Consider the following 18392-nt stretch of genomic DNA (forward strand, 5'->3'; position numbering starts at 1 on the left):
GTAAATGTCACTGAATCCCTTATTGATTTTTATGGTCAACAATAAACTAAAAATAAAAAGTTGAGATTACTACTTGCTCTCTTTATTGTAACCGTTCACTTTAGCCTCTTTGCCCAAGAGTTGCCCCCTATTCAAAATTTCACACCCAAAGATTATAATGGTGAATATCAGAACTGGGCCATCTCCCAATCGATAACGAAAAAGATATACGTTGCCAACCACAGCACGCTCTTGGAGTTTGATGGAAGCAAATGGTACAATTACAAACTCCCCAATCCGTCAATAATAAGATCTGTAAAAGTCTCTGGTGAAAAAATCTATACCGGTTCTTATAGAGAGTTCGGCTTTTGGACTAAAGATGTGACGGGCGAACTACAGTACACCTCACTTTCCGAAAAATTAAAAGACCCACTCTCGGAAGATGAAGAATTTTGGGATATTCTTATCATGGACAATTGGGTCATCTTTCTTTCTTTAGACCGCCTCTATATTTACGACCAACAAGACCAAAGCTTTAAAATAATAGAAGCGAACTCGGCCAAGGCAAAACTTCATTTGGTAAACAACAAGGTTTATTTCCAAAAAATAGGGGAAGGTTTGTTTACCATTGAGAATGGAGAACCCGTACTTGTCAACAACCATGAAATTTTGGCCAACCAGCCGCTTATAGGCATATACCAAAGAAAAAATCAACTACTCATATTGACCGAAGAAGGTAAGTTTTATCAGCATGATTCAGAAGCTCTTACCACTTGGCCAACAGATATGGATACCATTAATGCAAAACTTTACAACAGCCTTCGTTTGAGCGATGGTAGCTTTATGTTGGGCAGTATCTCGAACGGTCTCTACCACCTTTCGCCGGAGGGCATTCTTATCAGGAACATCAACCAGGCCAAAGGCCTAAATAACAATACCGTTCTCTCATTGTTTGAAGATTTTGAAGGCAATCTTTGGCTGGGGTTAGATAATGGCGTGAGCGTTCTTAATCTGAACTCTCCTTTTAGCGAATATGTCGACAAATTAGGTAATATAGGTTTGGTATATTCGGCTCTCAACCATGATGGATTTTTGTATTTAGGAACCAATCAGGGCCTCTTTTTTAGGAAAATCGATTCAACTGAAAATTTTAAGCTAATCCCCGGAACGGAAGGCCAAGTTTGGAATCTTCAGGTCATAGACCAAACCATCTTTTGCGGGCATAATAGCGGAACCTTCGTAATTAAGAATAATAGAGCGTCTTTGATTTCCAGTTTTCCTGGTACGTGGCGACTTCATCCTTTAGGAAAATCCGGTAAACTCATTTTGCAAGGCAACCATAATGGCCTCAGCATCTTAGAAAAGAAAGGTGATTCATGGGCTTTACGAAATGTAATCGAAGACTTCTCAATCTCCAGTCGGTTTTTTGAAGTGATTGATTCTGTAAATATTATCATTAACCATGAACAGAAAGGGCTGTACCATCTTACCTTAGATTCGGCAATGCAGCGGGTAGAAGAACTTAAGAATAAAGAACCTCTAAATCATAGCTCTAACTTATTCAGATTCAAAGAACAGTTATTTTACAAGACATTCACTGGTATCTATACTGTAGACAATCATCTAGAAAATGTAGTTATCGACAGTGCTTTGACAGACATGATCTTTACAAAGGATGAAGCGCCGATAAGTATAATTATACCTGACTCAGTTGACCAAAAACTATGGTTTTTCACCAAAAACGGGGTTAAGTATATTACTCAAAGTACACTAAGCGGTAAGCTTAGCACTACCAATATTTCTATGCCCACCAGTCTAACTAGCAATCTTGGCGTATCGGGCTTTGAGAATATATCAAGAGTTAAAAACGATAGATATCTTATCGGTAGTTCAAACGGGTATGTATCTCTTAATTTAAACAAGGTTTCATCTCAAGACCATCAGATAGTAATCAATCATATCGGTTTTGGAGATTACACCAAAATAGCTTCCAAGGCTTCTCTTGAAGAATCTGGGAAATTCGAGCATACAAATAATAATATAACGTTTGACTATAGTGTACCTGAGTACGACAAGTACACCGAAGTGCGCTACCAGTATAACCTAAGTGGTATTTATGACGAGTGGAGCGAATGGTCTAACAATTCCGAAATAACATTCACCAATTTACCCTTCGGCGATTACTCCTTTAATGTACGCGCCAAAGTAGGTAATGAGCTAACAAAGAACATGGCCTCCTACAACTTTAAAGTATTAAGGCCTTGGTTTCTTTCCAATTGGGCTCTATTAATTTATCTTCTTTTAATCATACTGCTATTCGTGGTCATTCACAGAATTTATAAACTTTATTATAAAAAGAAGCAAGAATCGCTCATAGTAAAGAACGAGAAAGAACTTGAGCGAAGAAAACTTCAAGAAAAAGAGCGCATAGCCCAACTGATGAACGAGAAACTTCAAGATGAAATTGAAAACAAGAACCGTGAGTTGGCGATTTCGACAATGAGTATTCTGAAAAAGAATAAATTCTTGTTCCACATCAAATCAAAACTAAACAGTGTATCCGAGAAGGATAGAAACATCAAATCGGTCATTAAAGACATTGACAAAAATATAAATAGCGAAGATGATTGGAAATTCTTCGAAGATGCCTTTAACAATGCAGACAAAGACTTTCTAAGGAGAATAAAACAGAAACATGAAGGTCTTACCAATAACGATTTGAGATTATGCGCTTACCTACGATTGAACCTATCCTCTAAAGAAATAGCCCCGTTAATCAATATCTCTGTCAAGAGTGTTGAAATGAAACGCTATCGCCTTCGAAAAAAATTCAATCTTCCTCATCAAGACAATCTTACCGACTATATTTTGAATTTTTAAAACTCTACCTCTCAGTTCATTTACTCTACAGTACCACATTATACCTCTACATTAACTCTACTTTGCTAGTATTGTTTACAAAAAGAGTCATATTCCCTAGTATTCAACAAAAGCCCAAACTATTTGTAAATCCGCATAATTTGAGGTGCTAAAGTAAATAATATTCATTTTTAAACCCTTTATTTTAATAATGTAGATTTTATATAGAGGTCTCTTCTTTGTTAAGAATTCGTTAAGCCCTTTACTTTACCATCAAACAAAATCGCTCTAGAATGAGATATGGCATTACAATGTTGATGGTACTGTTTTGTACCTATTTTGGTTTTTCCCAAACGAAAACTATTACCGGAACGGTTTCCGATACCTCAGGCCCCATACCTGGGGTCAATGTCTTGGTCAAAGGCACTACGAATGGGGTCGTAACAGATTTTGATGGAGAATTCACCCTTATGAACGTACCTGACGATGCTGTTTTGGTATTCAGTTATCTCGGTTATAAAACACAAGAAGTACCCGTTGCCGGTCAAGAGAATCTGAATATTAACTTAGAAGAAGATACTCAAGCTTTAGAAGAGGTAATCGTAGTTGGTTATGGTACACAAAAGAAAAGCAATGTGGTCGGGTCGGTCACCAGTGTTGATGTTGAAGAGTCTACTACAGTACCCACTACCAACGTCTCTGAAATGCTAAGGGGCCGGGCTGCAGGTGTTCAAGTCAATTTGGGCGACGCCAGACCTGGTGGCGCTTCCAATATTGTAATTCGTGGTAATGTTTCGGTAGCACCAAATGGCAACTCACCCTTAATTATCGTTGACGGATTGCCTTTTGATAACCTTAATGACGTGGCACCCGACGATATCGCCAATATTGAAATACTAAAAGATGCCTCTTCGACGGCCATCTACGGCTCAAGAGCGTCTAACGGGGTTATTTTGGTCACTACCAAAACGGGTAAGGTAGGTAAGGCTACCATAGATTATCACGGCTACACCACTATACAAACATTAACCAAAAACTTCAATCAATACGATGGCCAACAGTTTATCGACCTAAGAAGGGAGGCAAATCGCAATCGTTTTACGGGTGCTTATCTCAATGATGAAAATATCTTCTCCCCATTTGAGTTAGAGGCCATCCAAAATCGCAATTTTGTCGATTGGGAAGATTTGGTCTTAAATGACGCCGTAATACAGAGCCATGCCCTCAGTTTTTCTGCCGGTAGTGAAAAAACGAAAGTTTTTTCGAGTTTAAATTATTTTAGTCAAGAAGGTATCATTCCGAATTCTGGTTTTGACAGAGGTACCTTCAAACTTAATATTGAACAGCAACTGAACGATAAATTACTGTTCAGGGGGATTATCAACTACCAAAACGCGAAACAAAATAGGGAAACAGGTGGGCTAAACTTTACAACCATTACTCCTCTAGCGAAGCCCTTCGACGAAAACGGTGAACTGATAAAGTTTTACCTAGGTTCCGCCAATACGGCCGTCAACCCATTATGGGATCAAAGGGAATCAACTGATGAGACCAAAATCAATTTAACGGACATCAACCTGAGTTTGGTCTACAACTTCACTCCTAACCTCAGCTATACTTTAAAAACCTTCTTAAGAAATAGAAACACGAACCAAGGGGTCTATCGCACTTCTTTACACTCCGCCGGCGACGAGGGTAATGATGGGCTTGGGGTGCTATCGAACACACTTTTCAAACAGGTTTTGGTAGAAAACATCGTCAACTACGAACCTCAATTAAATGAAAATCACAGCTTGAATATTACTGCTGTGCAGGCCTTTGACGAACAAAGTAACGAATATACCCAAATCGATAAATCAGGTTTTACCAATGACGCCCTGGGATACAATGGCAATGCCACTACCCTACTCAACAACCCTAGGGATGTTTCGCAACGGAGACTTCTTTCTTTTTTAGGAAGGGTTCGCTACGGATATCTTGACAAATACCTTTTGGAAGCCACCGCCAGGGCAGATGGGGCTTCGGTTTTCGCCGAAAATAACAAATGGGGTTTCTTCCCGGCAGTATCCCTAGCTTGGAAAATGCACAACGAAACCTTTCTCCAGGATATAAGTGCCATCAATGAAATGAAACTAAGGGTCAGCTATGGTGCGACAGGTAATCAGGGAATCAATCCTTTGGAATCGTTAGGTGTGGCAGACGACCGACCCTATGTCTTCGGAGACCAAACCGTGGCCGGGGCTACAGCTTCATCGCGACTGCCCAATCCTGACCTCAAATGGGAAACAACGACTACCCTAAATACGGGGCTAGACTTTAGGCTTTTTGACAACTTGTTCGAGGGTACTTTCGAATACTACAAGGCTAATACGACCGATTTACTCCTCGACCGATCTATTGCCGGCACCACCGGTTTTAATGTGATACGGTTTAACGTGGGCGAGTTGGAAAATCAAGGTATAGAAGCATCACTTACATCCCATTTCATAAGGACAGAAAATTTCAGATGGTCTTTAGGCCTTGTTTTTTCGAGAAACCAGAATGAGGTCATATCGCTCACAGGTGAACTTGATGACAATGGTAACCAGATAGATATTACCGATAGCTCTGGCCGACGCCTTTCGATTGGCCAATCGATCAATAATATATGGTTACCACAGTACGATGGTATTTATCAAGAAGGTGATGATATTGCCAGTTCAGGCAACCCATTGGCCCAACCCGGAGATGTAAGGGTAGTGGATCAAGACGGTAATGGCCAAATTGATGATAGAGATAATGTATTCACCAATACCGATCCGGATTGGTACGGGTCTATCACTAATACCTTTAGCTATAAGAATTTTGACCTCTTTGCGGATATCTATATGGTTCAAGGTGCCACTCGATTAAATCCCGTTTTGGCCAACGGAGAACTTTGGAAAGGGGCCATCAATGGTATACGGGCAAAATATTACACCCCTGAATACCCATCGACCGATTATCCAAGACCCAAACCCGATACGCACCTGCATCTCTATTCTTTTGCGGTTCGCGATGCCTCTTATGTGAGGTTAAGAACCTTGTCTTTGGGTTATAACATTCCGCAAAAGACATTTTCAAAAATGGGCATACGCCAAAGCAGGGTCTATTTGACCGGAACCAACTTGCTCACATTTACAGACTTTAGAAGTTATAGCCCTGAGCAAACTCCCTTAAACAACAATGATCAAAATGCCTCGGCATTCCCGGAGACCAGAAACATTACGGTAGGTGTCAAACTCGGATTTTAATAAAATTGATATGAAAAATATAAACGTTTATTTACTGAACAAAAGGTGGTTTACACTGCTGCTGACCCTTGTATTATTTTCTTCTTGTGAGGATGATTTTCTTGGGGATAAGTTACGCTCAGACACCTCTGTTGACTTTCTTTACTCTACCCCTGAAGGTTTGGAGTCGGCCGTTGTAGGCCTTTATAGCCTCAACCGCGAAATCTATCAAGACTTGAGCCTTAATGGTACCTATCCATTAATATTGCAGGCAAAGGGAGATTTAGGAGTTGGTATTACCGGTGAAGTCTCTCTATACAGCAGGCTACTTTGGGGCGCTAGTTTAGGCGATTATGGCACCACCTCGGGCATAAATGCTCATTGGGTACACCACTACAGAATTGTGGATCGTTGTAACGCCATTATCAAGAGTGCTGAAACTATCACCGATTTAGAGGTTGGAAGAAAAAACCAAATTCTGGCGGAGGCCAAGGCTATGAGGGCCAATTCTTATTTTACGCTTTACAGGCTGTTCAACAATATTTTCATTACCACAGAACCAACAACCCCTGAGAACGCGTTTGATGTTCCACAAGACAAATCATCTGTTGAAGAAATTTTCGCTTTGCTTAGGTCCGATTTGGATTTTGCCATCGAAAACCTTGATTACAACCCTGAACAGTTTGGAAGATGGGGACAAGGGGCAGCAAGACACCTTCGTGCCAAAGTGGCCATGTGGGAAGAAGATTGGACGGAAGCTGCAGCACAAACCGATGCAATAATTACTAGCGGCAATCACGCTTTAGTGGCAACCGAAGATGTATTTGCCGATGAATTGAACCATTCAGAAACCCTTTTAGCTATCAATTTTGAAAGGGAAACTATTGGGGGTGGCAACCCTCATATAATGAATTGGAACATGATTTCTGCTTACTCAGATGCCCCCGGTCTTATTCAATCGGTAGAAAATGGTGGTGCCGGTGCCGGCTTCATTTCTTTGAACCAGTACACCATCGACCTATTGAATGAAGACCCTAACGATAACAGAAAGAACAACACCTATTACATTTTTGAATACGCCTACAATGATGAGCCAGGTATACCGGCAGGCAAACAAATAGGTGAACCGCTCGACCTTTATGAAAATAGCGATACCGACCAAAATGAGTTCATGCTTTACTACAGAAGACAGAACCCAGGTATTCTAAAATTCTTTGACGAAAACGTTGAGCCTACCGATCGTAACCATTTTAAGAACATCATGATTTATCGCTCGGCAGAAACTTATCTGATAGGTGCCGAAGCACATATGATGCTCAACAATACCAGTAAGGCACTTGAATATATCAATGCAGTTAGAGAAAGAGCCAATACCGAACCGATAGCATCTATCGATTTAGAAACAATTTTAGAAGAAAGGGCTCGTGAATTGGCTTTTGAGGGACAAAGGTGGTTTACACTTAAAAGAACTGGAAAATTGTTCGAATACCTTTCCGATCATATGAACAATGACAATATGAACGAATCGTACCCGGAAGGAAATCCTAAAACCCTACTGAGGGAATACATGAAGAACTGGCCAATTCCTCAACAACAAATGGATCTTTTGGGGCCCAGCTATCCTCAAAACGATGGTTATAATTAATCGATTATCCAAAAGCACATTTAAAAAATTAAACAATGAAGAAGTTTAGAAACAATCGCAAGCAAGTTGGCACCCGACTTCCCGTTATTTCGTTACTAGTTGCTTTCGGGTTTGTAGTTACTTTGATATCCTGCGAGCAAGAAGACGATACGCCACCACCCTCTGCATACGTAGCTCCAGAACCACAACCAGAACCTGAACCGGGTTCTGATTGCACGTTCTCAACAATGACCCCAGAAATTGCTGAAGGCATCGATTTTGAATGTGGCGGACCTGAGGTTACCTTTTTTGGCGAAAAGGATGGTTCTTTTACCCTAGAATATGTTGAAAATCCAGATTCTTCAGGTATCAATACATCAAAAAAAGTGGTACAATACGACCAGACAGATGGGGTCGAACCTTGGGCCGGCTTCTTCTTTGATTTGGCCAGTAAGGTTGATTTCTCGGTCAATCAGACCGTAAACGTTAAGGTATATGCTCCTACCGCAGATCAAATAGTATTATTGAAGTTTGAAGATAGTACCGATGGCTCTATATCCAAAGAAGTTCAAACCACCACAACCGTCGCCAATGAGTGGGAAGAGTTGTCTTTTGTATTTTCACCCAGTGATTCAGACAAGTTTGACAGACTTGTATTGTTCTTTGATTTTAATGGGGAAAAAAGTGCGCCTTCTACCCATTATTTCGATGATATTACAATGACCGAAGGAGGCGAGGTCGAAGAACCCGAAGAAAGCTCGGAACCAACGACTCCCGCTGCAGACCCGACCGTAGACCCTATGGAAGTGATTTCGTTATTTAGCGATTTATATGACGATGTAATGGTTGATACTTGGCGTACCGATTGGTCAGATGCCACCTTGGAAGAACTTGCTATTAACGATAATACCGTCAAAAAATATAGTGCACTTAGCTTTGTTGGCATTGAAACGGTGACCAACCAGATTGACGCTACCGATATGACACATTTTCATACCGATATTTGGACAGGAGATGCCACGGAGTTAAGAATAAAATTGGTAGACTTTGGGACCGATGGAGCTTTTGATGGCGGTGATGATACCGAACACGAGCTTATCATTGAAAATCTCACCCAAAAAGAGTGGATGTCAATCGATTTACCGTTGAGCGATTTTACAGGTTTAACCACAAAGGCCAACATTTCGCAGTTGATATATGTGGGCGCACCATCAAAACAAAATACCGTTTACATAGACAATGTTTACTTTTACAATGAAGCCGGAGTGTCTAATCAGCCCATAATGGGTGCCCCAGTACCGACCTCAGACGAAAGTAATGTGATTTCTATTTTCAGTGATACATTTACCAATGTAGCTGGTACCGATTTCAATCCACCTTGGGGTCAGTCAACCGTTGTTTCACAAGTTGATGTTGCCGGTAATAACACCCTAAAGTATGAAAATCTAAACTATCAGGGCACTCAGTTTGAATCGTCAATAGACGTATCGGCAATGACCATGCTGCACATTGATTATTGGACGTCCGATTCGTCGGAATTAAATGGTTATCTCATTAGTCCCGGGCCTGCTGAAACACCTTACTCCTTTGACATCACGAATGGTGAATGGGTCAGTGTTGACATTCCCCTAACCGTATTTTCTGGGGTTGTAGACTTATCAGAGGTCATTCAGTTAAAATTTGATGGTAATGGTACCATCTTCTTTGATAACATTTATTTCTACAATCCACCTATTACCGAACCTACAACAGCTGCAGTAGAACCCACCCTACCCAATGGCGATGTTATTTCACTGTTCAGTGGTACTTATAGTAACGTACCTGTAGATACTTGGAGGACCGATTGGTCGGTCGCTACCCTTGAAGATATTCTGGTTGGGGGTAACGATGTTAAGAAGTATAGTGGTCTGGATTTTGTTGGTATAGAAACGGTCAACAACCAAATAGACGCTTCCGACATGACGCATTTTCATACCGATGTATGGACTGCCGATGCTACGGAGATTAGAATAAAATTGGTAGACTTCGGGGCCAATGGTGCTTACGATGGCGCGGGAGACGACGTTGAACATGAAATAACGATTGCAAATCCTGAGCAAAACACATGGCTTTCGTTAGATATTCCCTTATCAGATTTTACGGGATTGACCACCAAAGCCAATATTGCCCAACTCATATACGTTGGAAGACCGGCCGCAAACTCGACCATTTTTATTGACAACGTATATTTTCACAAATAGTCTCTTTATAAAAAACTACCATGACAAGTTGGTAGGTTGCAGTTAGTTAAATCAAAGGAAAGGCCCCGGTCATGGTCCGGGGCAATTTCCGAAGTTAATTTGCTATGAACAATATGAATTTTCATCAAATCTTTAAAATGAATCTATTGAATATCGCCTTGATGGCACTCACCCTAGTTCTTTCTTGTAGTTCAGGTGACAACGACACAAATGACAGTCCTTCAGCGCTTGATTTGAATATTACCTTAATCGGATCTAGTGACAGTAACCCCAACGGCGATGGCTCAGGAAGAGTTCAAGTAAAGGCCGCAGCAGAAAATGCCGTGAGATATGCCTTTCGCTTCGAAAACGGAGACCAGATTGATAGCCCATCGGGCACTATGGAATATACATTTACTCAAACAGGTACGCACTCCTATTCCATAGTTGCCTGGGCTTATTCTGAAAACGGGAGTTTTACCACTGAAACCCTTACGGTAGAAGTCTTTAAATCAGACGAACAATTTACGACTTTGGTGTTTGAAGATGAGTTTGAATACGAAGGAGCTCCGAACCCTGAAAAATGGCATCACCAAACAATACCGCCAGACAATGGTAATTGGCATAATGGCGAGCTTCAGCATTATACCGAAAGGCCCGAAAATTCATCAGTTGAAGACGGAACGTTGAAAATCAATGTATTCAAAGAACAGTATACAACAAGTGGCTCTACCAAAGAATATACTTCGGCCAGACTTAATTCTAAATTTGCCTTCACCTACGGTCGTGTTGAAGTACGCGCCAAACTGCCCGAAAGTGGGGGAACTTGGCCGGCTATTTGGACCTTAGGGGTAGATGTTAACGAAACGGGCAATTATTTCGGTGATCAGTTCGGTGCAGTTGGCTGGCCCCTTAGTGGCGAAATTGACATAATGGAACAGACAGGTGGTGATAAAAACAGTATCATATCTCACTTTCATTGGGGTGATTTAAATACTGAGGAATATAAAAACGAAGGAGGAACTGCCCCAGTTTCAAATGCTTCAAGTGAATACCATGTTTACGTAATGGAATGGTCGGCCGATTCTATTAAAACGTTCGTTGACGACACCATGGTTTACGAGCTTACGAATTCTGAGAACAAGCCTTTCAACCATGATCACTACTTGATATTGAATGTTGCTATGGGCGGAAATCTCGGAGGTGAAGTTCCCGAATCGTTCTCTCAAGATACTTTTGAAATAGACTATGTACGAATCTATCAATAAAGTTCGATTCATAATTTTTCAAACTTTAGAAAAACAAAAAAAGCCTTTCGATATCGAAAGGCTTTTCTGTTTGTACAGGCGGAGAGACTCGAACTCTCACACCTTGCGGCACTAGATCCTAAGTCTGGTATATATTGCACCAATAAAGCATAAATAAACTCATTTTCAATTGTTTATGTTTTTCATCATTTTATTTAAAGTCAATTAATATCAGTTAATATCAACATTTGTTGTACCTATGTTGTACCCAAAATTCGTAGTAAAGACGTATCTTTAGAGTGAATTTTTGACAAAATGTTGTACCTGATTTGGCTTTCGTATCTAAAACAGGTTCAAAATGTCAACGAGTGCAAAAATAATACTTCGCAAAAAGCCTAACGCAAAAGGGCTTTTTCCGCTTGCGATAAGGATAACCAAAGACCGTCGTTCAACTTACAAACATATAGGTCATTATATTGAATTAGAGGATTGGGACTCTAAAAACCTAAAGGTAAAAAAATCGCATTCTGAAGCTGAAAGTCTAAACAATTTGATAGCTTCCAAACTATCCGAAGCCAGAAAAGGGCTTATTGCACTACAGACGGATAATAAAGCTGCTTCTGCTCGACAAATCAAAAAAGAAATATACAAGCCAACTTCGAGCTTAACATTTTTTGATTTTGCTGACGAGCATCTTGAAGCCTTAGAGGCCGAAAAGAAAATCAATCGCCATTCTACAGATTCAGCTTGGGTAAGCTATATAGAAAAATATTGCTCTGGCCGACATTTGACTTTTCAAGAAATCGATGAGCGCTTTCTCAAAAAATTTAAGATTCATTTAAAAGGTTCTTGCTCATTAACTGAAACTACTGCAATGAATGTAATGGTCTTGATACGATTACTATTTAATAGAGCTATTCGAGATAAGGTTGTTAGCAAGGAAATATATCCCTTTGGAAAGGATAAGTTTAAAATCAAATTTCCCGAAACCACAAAAACAGGGCTTTCAAGTAAAGAAATAAAAGCCCTTGAAAGTGTTACTGAACTAACTGATATGGAAAGACACTCATTAAATGTTTGGTTGTTCAGTTTCTATTTTGCTGGAATGCGTGTTTCAGATGTGTTGTTTATAAGATGGTCCGAGATTTATGATGGGCGATTGAATTATAGAATGGGAAAAAATTCAAAGTTACTGTCGCTTAAAATTCCAGCTAAAGTTGAAAAAATCTTATTACAGTATGTTGAGGAAAGAGTAAATGATGATGACTTTGTTTTCTCCGAAATGAAAAAAGCCGACTTATCTGATGCGAAAGACATATATCGAAAGAAAAAAGTAGCGAACAAAAAATTCAATGACCACCTTAAAAAGATTGCGAAAAGAGCAGGCATCCAGAAAAAAGTTACGATGCACATTGCTCGACACTCTTTTGGCAATATTGCAGGCGACAACATTCACCCGCTTATGCTTCAAAAATTATATCGCCATACGGATTTGAAAACCACCATTAACTATCAAGCTAATTTCATTCATAAAGATGCAGATGATGCTTTGGAAAATGTAATTAACTTCTGAGAAGGTAATACTTCAAATTACAGTATCTCAAATTCCATTATCTTTATAGGTCACAACAAGTCCTATTTTATGATACATATTCTTACAACCGGCGGCACCATAGAAGGACTGGATTATGTAGATGGTAAAGGAATCACCCAATCAAATGTCACGATTCAAAGTTTTCTTGAGAGTGCCAATATTGATTTTGATTACACCATCAAAAGTGTGTTCAAAAAGGATAGCAGGGCCATCACAGATGAGGACAGAGCGCAGTTGGTTTGCAAGATAAATGAATCTGCTGCGACAAAAATTTTGATAACTCACGGTACTTTCACAATGGAAGATACCGCAAAATATATCGGAAAACTCAACCTGAATAAAACCATCGTACTGGTTGGGTCTTTCATTTTAGGTTCATCTGCAGAGACAGATGCACCATTTAATTTAGGCTATGCACTGAGCTCATTACAGCTTCTAAAACCGGATGTTTATATTGCTATGAACGGACAGATTTTCAATTGGAACAATGTTTCAAAAAATTTAGAAACCAACAAATTTGAGCGCAATGACCAGTAAAGTAAATGTTTGGCACGTCAATACATTGGACAACTTTCTTTTATCTTTTAATAGATACGGTCATTGTATTGCTCACATTTTACTTTTCGAGAAGAAATGCACGAAGTAGCCTTCGACGGTTTTTATATCTCGGCATCCTTTTCATAACGTACAATGCTACGGGCGGATTTTTACCCATAGAGAACTTTCCAGGGCCATTCATCCTTCAATATATCATTACGTATGGCGTGGCCATTGCGTTATGCGTATATATCGTTTACTACCTCTATAAAGAATATGACATCGTCGTATTGAAATTCAACTCATCCATTAAAAATCTCGCATTTTTAGCGAGTGGCAGCTATGTTGTCCTTTTTTTGATGCCTTATTTTTTGACAGACTCTTTGGATGCGGCTCGCTTTCTTTTTACTATTCCCATATCCTTAATAGCGTTTATATTTCTCATCATTTTCTATAGACGTATTTCAAATCCGAGCAATCCGAATGCGTTTATTTTAAGGCGAAACAAATTGTCTATGGTGAGCGTAGCGAGTATAGCTCTGTTGCCAATTTGCACCGTGATAGGCGATTATCAATGGATAACTTTTACCGTAATGAACTTGGCCTTCTTTGCCATTACAGCCATTGAGGTAGATAGGTATCTATACTTTTTGGAAAACAATACCCGAATGTATGAAGTGTTTGCCCTGAAGAAAAAACAACGCGAAGAATCTGTAGAGCGCAAGATAATCTATGAGGATTTAACGAGAAGGGAAATTGAAGTTGCGTTATCCATTCTTAGCAATCTTAGTTATAAGAAAATTGCCGAGGAACTTTTCATTGCCGAAAGCACCGTATCAAAACACGCCTCAAATATCTTCAAGAAAACCGGTGTGAAGAACCGTCGTGAATTTTTAAAGCGGTTTCGCAAAAAAAGATAATTAAATTACCTCTCTTAAGACCTAAGCATATTCATTGTCTCTCAGAGTTTCCGTAGAAAAATACGGCTCGTTCCGTAATTAAATACGGCAAGTTTTCCTTGTACGTTTATGAAGTAAAATTATTTTAGTGAGAGTTCCATAAAATACACCAATGAGCCACAAATTTAATGACCTGTGGCGTTCATTTATATCATTTTGCAGGACTATGATATCATCTAACCAACCGCATCAACTAAATCCCATTTCTATGGTTTCATATCAAAATACACCTGCTTATGGACTTTCAATTATTAACACAGCGACTAAAAAAAGAACTTGATGATATAAAACTTCAAAACGAGAGCATCCTTGAAAGGGCACACCGTTCCATTGGGCTCTGCCGTGATTCATTAAGCTTGCTTAAAAAAGAGGTTCTGTCGCAAGGCTTCAAATCCATTCAAGACGAAATCCATTTTTTTAAAGTAACCAAACAAGTCCCTCTCGTTGAGTTAATCTACTATTCCGAAATCCATTCGTTTGAAATTCAGTTCCCGAAAATCGACTTAAAAAGGCAGCTCAAATCCGTCAAAAAGAAAAGCAACAAACTCAATCGATTCTTTCTCTATAATCTGGACTTCGGAAGATACATCGAATCAGGGCAGACGCATTTTGATAAAGAGTATTACACTCGTGATTATCTCAATGGGTATCATATCACACTTTCAAAATTCTATTTTCAAGACCCAGAATTCTGTACAGCAAGAGATATGTTGCTCGGCAAATACAATGCCTACAAGTCCCTAACCAAATATTTAGTGGACAAGCAAAATAAATTGAAGAATGGGTTGAATGGAAATGAGATTTCATTATCTCACACCGAAAAAATGCATTGGCCGTTCAGCAATACAGACTATGTGGAACTCATTTATGCGCTTCACGCTAAAGGGCTTGGCGCTAAAAACAATCTGAGTATTGTTAAAATTTCAGATTACTTAAGCCAGATTTTTGATGTTGAGCCGAAAGACATCTACAAAACTTATCAAGACATCAAATACAGGAAAAAAAGCCGAACCCTTTTCCTCGATGAGCTATCCACTTCCCTTCTTTCCGAAATGGATAAAAGCGAGAAATAATATCATTTTCCAGCTGTTTTCTTATCAAATCTAAATGTTAAAAAATTACCGTACTACGGTTGAACTACGGTGTTTTGGTTTTCAGCGAATGTCCATAAAATTCAGTTCGATTTAAGTATAAATTTCGGCATCAACTATATCAAACCGCACCAAAGCATACCAAATTTCAAGATGTTAAATTTTGACCGTAGTACGGTCGTACTGGGGAAGAAAATCCAATAATCCATATCAAATTTGTAGAACGAAAGTCAAATTGGGTCAGGGCCTGTCAAATTAGTTGAAAGCAAAGCGGCAGTCCCTTTCTTTTAAACCGTTCTATTATGCCAACAAGTATTATAACCACAGACGACCTTCGGGAGTTCAAAATGGAATTGCTCGATGACATCAAAAACCTGCTTGCCAAACAATCGAAGGGCAGGCTCAAGAAATACCTTAAATCATCCGAGGTTATGGACTTACTTCAAGTCAGTCCGGGAACACTTCAAAACCTACGCATCAATGGCACATTGCCCTATACAAAGGTTGGTGGAATAATCTACTACGATGCCGAGGAAATTCAAAAGGTTATGGATGCTAACCGTGTGCACCACGGTCTAAATCCGTAAACGATGAACTACATAAAGCTACTCAATGCGGCTTTTGAAAAGTTCTATTTTGATGACCGCCTAAACCCGACCCATATCAGCCTGTATATGGCCCTGTTCCAGGAATGGAACAGCAACCGTTTTGCCGAAGAGTTCTACGTGAACCGCCGAGAGCTGATGCGTGTGGCCAAGATTGGCTCAAAATCTACCTACCACAGATGCATCGTCGATTTGGACGGTTGGCAATACCTCTCCTATTTTCCTTCAAACAATCCGTACAAGGGCAGCAAAGTGAAGATGTCCATTATCGGGACAAGTGATGAACCGGATGCGGGACAGTACAATCCCATTTTAGAACAGCTTGCGGAACAGTACTATCCCAGAGGTGTACCGCTTGGAGGACACAACCATCCCAAAAACGGACAGGTAGTGAACCCGCACCGTCCCACCAGCGGACAAGCATTGGTATCTAATACAAACAATACCAAAGAGGAAAACTATATAAAACAGCCAAAGGACTGTCAGGCCGTCACTGATTTTTTTGAGGAAAAGAATTTTGATGCCGATGAAGCGGAAAAATTCTATCAGCACTATACTGATCGAAATTGGCAAACAGGCGATGGGGAACCGATTCGTGACTGGCGTGCGGTGGCCATCAACTGGATGGACCGTACCGAACTGTTCGACACCGAAAACAAACCAAACAAAAAACAAGCATCCCAAATCAAGGACAACCTGCGTACCACTAAAACAAAAGACTATGGACAACCCCTCTAAAATCACAGAAGGTAGCGTGGAATATTCGATCGGAACATTCGACGGGAAAAGCATAGTGTACGATTTTCCTAAAATCATAATTTACCTGAATGCCAAAGGAAAGCTGTTGTTCGGCAAAAAGTTTAGGATTTATGATGAGGACAGAGATATTCTCTTGAAGCTCTGTTCCTACTTTATCAAAGACAAGGAATATTGCAACGCAAATGGCATTGATATTGACAAGGGCATACTGCTTTCCGGCCCTGTGGGATGCGGAAAAACAAGCCTGATGAAATTATTACGGCATATCGTACCCTTACAACGTCCGTATGAAGTGATTCCCTGCCGAAACGTAACCTTTGGGTTTAACCATTTGGGCTTTAAAACGGTCGAGGAATATGGCAATACCAAATTCTATTGTTTTGACGATTTGGGAGTTGAACCTGCTGGCCGATTTTATGGCAAGGACTTGAACGTAATGGGCGAAGTACTTTTATCACGCTACGAGCTTTACCTTTCCACCAAGCGAAAAATCAAGACCCACGCCACCACTAACCTTAACGCCGAAGAACTGGAAGAACGCTACGGCAATCGTGTCCGAAGCCGGATGCGTGAACTCTTTAATTTGATTGCTTTTGATAAGGCGGCTGGGGATAAGAGAAAATAAATATGCAATTGCTAGAGAATTAAAATTTTCATTTTACTATTTTTGTTAAAAATAATTTGGCAGCGGCAGAAAAAATAAAGGCATTATTACAAAGTTTTGGTGACGAAGACGATAATCGTTTTTACACCACCGCAATGCAAATTGCCGCTTCTGAAGCCAAAAAAGGGCATACAAAACTTGCTGAGGAATTGAAGGTCTTGATTGAAAAAATCAAGTCAAAGCGAAAAGTCGATTCAGTTTCAAAAACAAGAATTCTTCCTGTAAATGAAGCCCAAAGAGAGTTAAAGGATTTACTAGAAGTTTATAGACCACATATCAAAACCAAGGATATGGTTTTGACCGAACAAGTTTCGGAAGCTATTGAACGTATTCTCTCAGAACAACTGAAATTTGATCAGCTCTTACAGCATAATTTAGAACCAAGGCGAAAATTAATGCTAGTTGGCCCTCCTGGTTGTGGAAAAACAATGACGGCCAAAGCAATTGCTGGCGACTTGGAAATTCCATTGTTCATTATCCGTTTGGATGGATTGATTAGTCGCTATATGGGTGAGTCTATAGCAAAGCTTAAATTGATATTTGATTCGATGTACCAACATAGAGCGGTTTACCTGTTTGATGAATTTGATTCCATAGGTTCAAATCGCAGCTATGGTAACGATGTCGGGGAAATCAAGCGTGTTCTAAACAGTTTTTTAATGAATATTGAGAAAGACCAATCGAATAGTTTGTTGATTGCCGCTACCAATATTCCTGAATCTCTTGATAAGGCGTTATTCAGGAGATTCGATGACATTATACAATATCCTTTACCAAGCAGCAAGGAAATTGCCGAACTCATCAAAGTTCAGTTAAAGGGGTACTCGCTTGCCAAAGGCAAAACCGTGAATGCACTTGCCAAAGAGGCTGTAGGACTTAGTTTTGCGGACGTTTCCAATGCTTGTAAGGATGCAATTAAGGAGATGATTGTACAAAACACAGAAAAAGTGTCTTCCGCTACTCTTTTTAAATTTATCCAAAATAAAAAGACCAAGTTTTAATTT

13 protein-coding genes are annotated in these 18392 nt (G+C 39.8%); all 13 read left to right on the forward strand.

Features of this window, described 5'->3' with window-relative positions; translation table 11 throughout:
• Nucleotides 1–60 precede the first annotated feature (60 nt).
• The 13 genes from IL356_RS01490 (at nt 61) to IL356_RS01550 (ending at nt 18389) form a co-directional block, all read left to right on the forward strand.
• Complete coding sequence (locus IL356_RS01490) at nt 61–2859, forward strand: triple tyrosine motif-containing protein (protein WP_121847553.1); 2799 nt, start codon at nt 61–63, stop codon at nt 2857–2859.
• A 272-nt stretch (nt 2860–3131) separates the two neighbouring features.
• The gene (locus tag IL356_RS01495) at nt 3132–6110 is read left to right on the forward strand and encodes a SusC/RagA family TonB-linked outer membrane protein (protein ID WP_121847552.1); all 2979 of its coding nucleotides are present in this window, start codon (nt 3132–3134) and stop codon (nt 6108–6110) included.
• Between the two features lie 10 nt (nt 6111–6120).
• A complete protein-coding gene (locus IL356_RS01500; RefSeq protein ID WP_121847551.1) occupies nt 6121–7734 on the forward strand; it encodes a RagB/SusD family nutrient uptake outer membrane protein in 1614 nt (537 codons plus the stop codon).
• A gap of 35 nt (nt 7735–7769) precedes the next feature.
• Nucleotides 7770–9953, forward strand: a complete 2184-nt coding sequence (locus IL356_RS01505; protein ID WP_121847550.1) for a hypothetical protein — start codon at nt 7770–7772, stop codon at nt 9951–9953.
• Between the two features lie 137 nt (nt 9954–10090).
• Nucleotides 10091–11200 carry a family 16 glycosylhydrolase gene (locus tag IL356_RS01510; RefSeq protein ID WP_121850580.1) on the forward strand — a complete coding sequence of 370 codons (1110 nt, stop codon included), beginning with the start codon at nt 10091–10093 and terminating at the stop codon, nt 11198–11200.
• 337 nt (nt 11201–11537) lie between these two features.
• Nucleotides 11538–12752: a site-specific integrase gene (locus tag IL356_RS01515; RefSeq protein ID WP_121847549.1), complete on the forward strand. Its 1215-nt coding sequence runs from the start codon at nt 11538–11540 to the stop codon at nt 12750–12752.
• A 69-nt stretch (nt 12753–12821) separates the two neighbouring features.
• Nucleotides 12822–13310, forward strand: coding sequence for an asparaginase domain-containing protein (locus IL356_RS01520; protein ID WP_121847548.1), 489 nt, complete (start codon nt 12822–12824; stop codon nt 13308–13310).
• A 5-nt stretch (nt 13311–13315) separates the two neighbouring features.
• Nucleotides 13316–14230 carry a helix-turn-helix domain-containing protein gene (locus IL356_RS01525; RefSeq protein ID WP_121847547.1) on the forward strand — a complete coding sequence of 305 codons (915 nt, stop codon included), beginning with the start codon at nt 13316–13318 and terminating at the stop codon, nt 14228–14230.
• A 275-nt stretch (nt 14231–14505) separates the two neighbouring features.
• On the forward strand, nt 14506–15342 hold the full coding sequence (locus tag IL356_RS01530; RefSeq protein WP_121847546.1) for an RteC domain-containing protein: 837 nt from the start codon (nt 14506–14508) through the stop codon (nt 15340–15342).
• Between the two features lie 320 nt (nt 15343–15662).
• A complete protein-coding gene (locus IL356_RS01535) occupies nt 15663–15947 on the forward strand; it encodes a helix-turn-helix domain-containing protein (protein ID WP_121847545.1) in 285 nt (94 codons plus the stop codon).
• Between the two features lie 3 nt (nt 15948–15950).
• A complete protein-coding gene (locus IL356_RS01540) occupies nt 15951–16703 on the forward strand; it encodes a hypothetical protein (protein ID WP_121847544.1) in 753 nt (250 codons plus the stop codon).
• Complete coding sequence (locus IL356_RS01545; protein ID WP_121847543.1) at nt 16687–17349, forward strand: P-loop NTPase family protein; 663 nt, start codon at nt 16687–16689, stop codon at nt 17347–17349. The genes IL356_RS01540 and IL356_RS01545 overlap by 17 nt, the downstream gene beginning before the upstream one ends.
• 56 nt (nt 17350–17405) lie before the next feature.
• Entirely contained in the window at nt 17406–18389 is a 984-nt protein-coding gene (locus tag IL356_RS01550) for an AAA family ATPase (protein WP_121847542.1), read from the forward strand.
• The last annotated feature ends 3 nt before the right edge of the window (nt 18390–18392 follow it).

Origin of the sequence: Euzebyella marina (assembly GCF_014855515.1) — a bacterium.
In the GTDB taxonomy this organism is placed as follows: Bacteria; Bacteroidota; Bacteroidia; order Flavobacteriales; family Flavobacteriaceae; genus Euzebyella; species Euzebyella marina.

Excerpts from the sequence above, each read along its gene's own strand:
- IL356_RS01495 (WP_121847552.1), top strand. The coding sequence starts at position 3,132 with ATGAGATATGGCATTACAATGTTGATGGTACTGTTTTGTACCTATTTT.
- IL356_RS01500 (WP_121847551.1), top strand. The coding sequence starts at position 6,121 with ATGAAAAATATAAACGTTTATTTACTGAACAAAAGGTGGTTTACACTG.
- IL356_RS01505 (WP_121847550.1), top strand. The coding sequence starts at position 7,770 with ATGAAGAAGTTTAGAAACAATCGCAAGCAAGTTGGCACCCGACTTCCC.
- IL356_RS01510 (WP_121850580.1), top strand. The coding sequence starts at position 10,091 with ATGAATCTATTGAATATCGCCTTGATGGCACTCACCCTAGTTCTTTCT.
- IL356_RS01515 (WP_121847549.1), top strand. The coding sequence starts at position 11,538 with ATGTCAACGAGTGCAAAAATAATACTTCGCAAAAAGCCTAACGCAAAA.
- IL356_RS01520 (WP_121847548.1), top strand. The coding sequence starts at position 12,822 with ATGATACATATTCTTACAACCGGCGGCACCATAGAAGGACTGGATTAT.
- IL356_RS01525 (WP_121847547.1), top strand. The coding sequence starts at position 13,316 with ATGTTTGGCACGTCAATACATTGGACAACTTTCTTTTATCTTTTAATA.
- IL356_RS01530 (WP_121847546.1), top strand. The coding sequence starts at position 14,506 with ATGGACTTTCAATTATTAACACAGCGACTAAAAAAAGAACTTGATGAT.
- IL356_RS01535 (WP_121847545.1), top strand. The coding sequence starts at position 15,663 with ATGCCAACAAGTATTATAACCACAGACGACCTTCGGGAGTTCAAAATG.
- IL356_RS01540 (WP_121847544.1), top strand. The coding sequence starts at position 15,951 with ATGAACTACATAAAGCTACTCAATGCGGCTTTTGAAAAGTTCTATTTT.
- IL356_RS01545 (WP_121847543.1), top strand. The coding sequence starts at position 16,687 with ATGGACAACCCCTCTAAAATCACAGAAGGTAGCGTGGAATATTCGATC.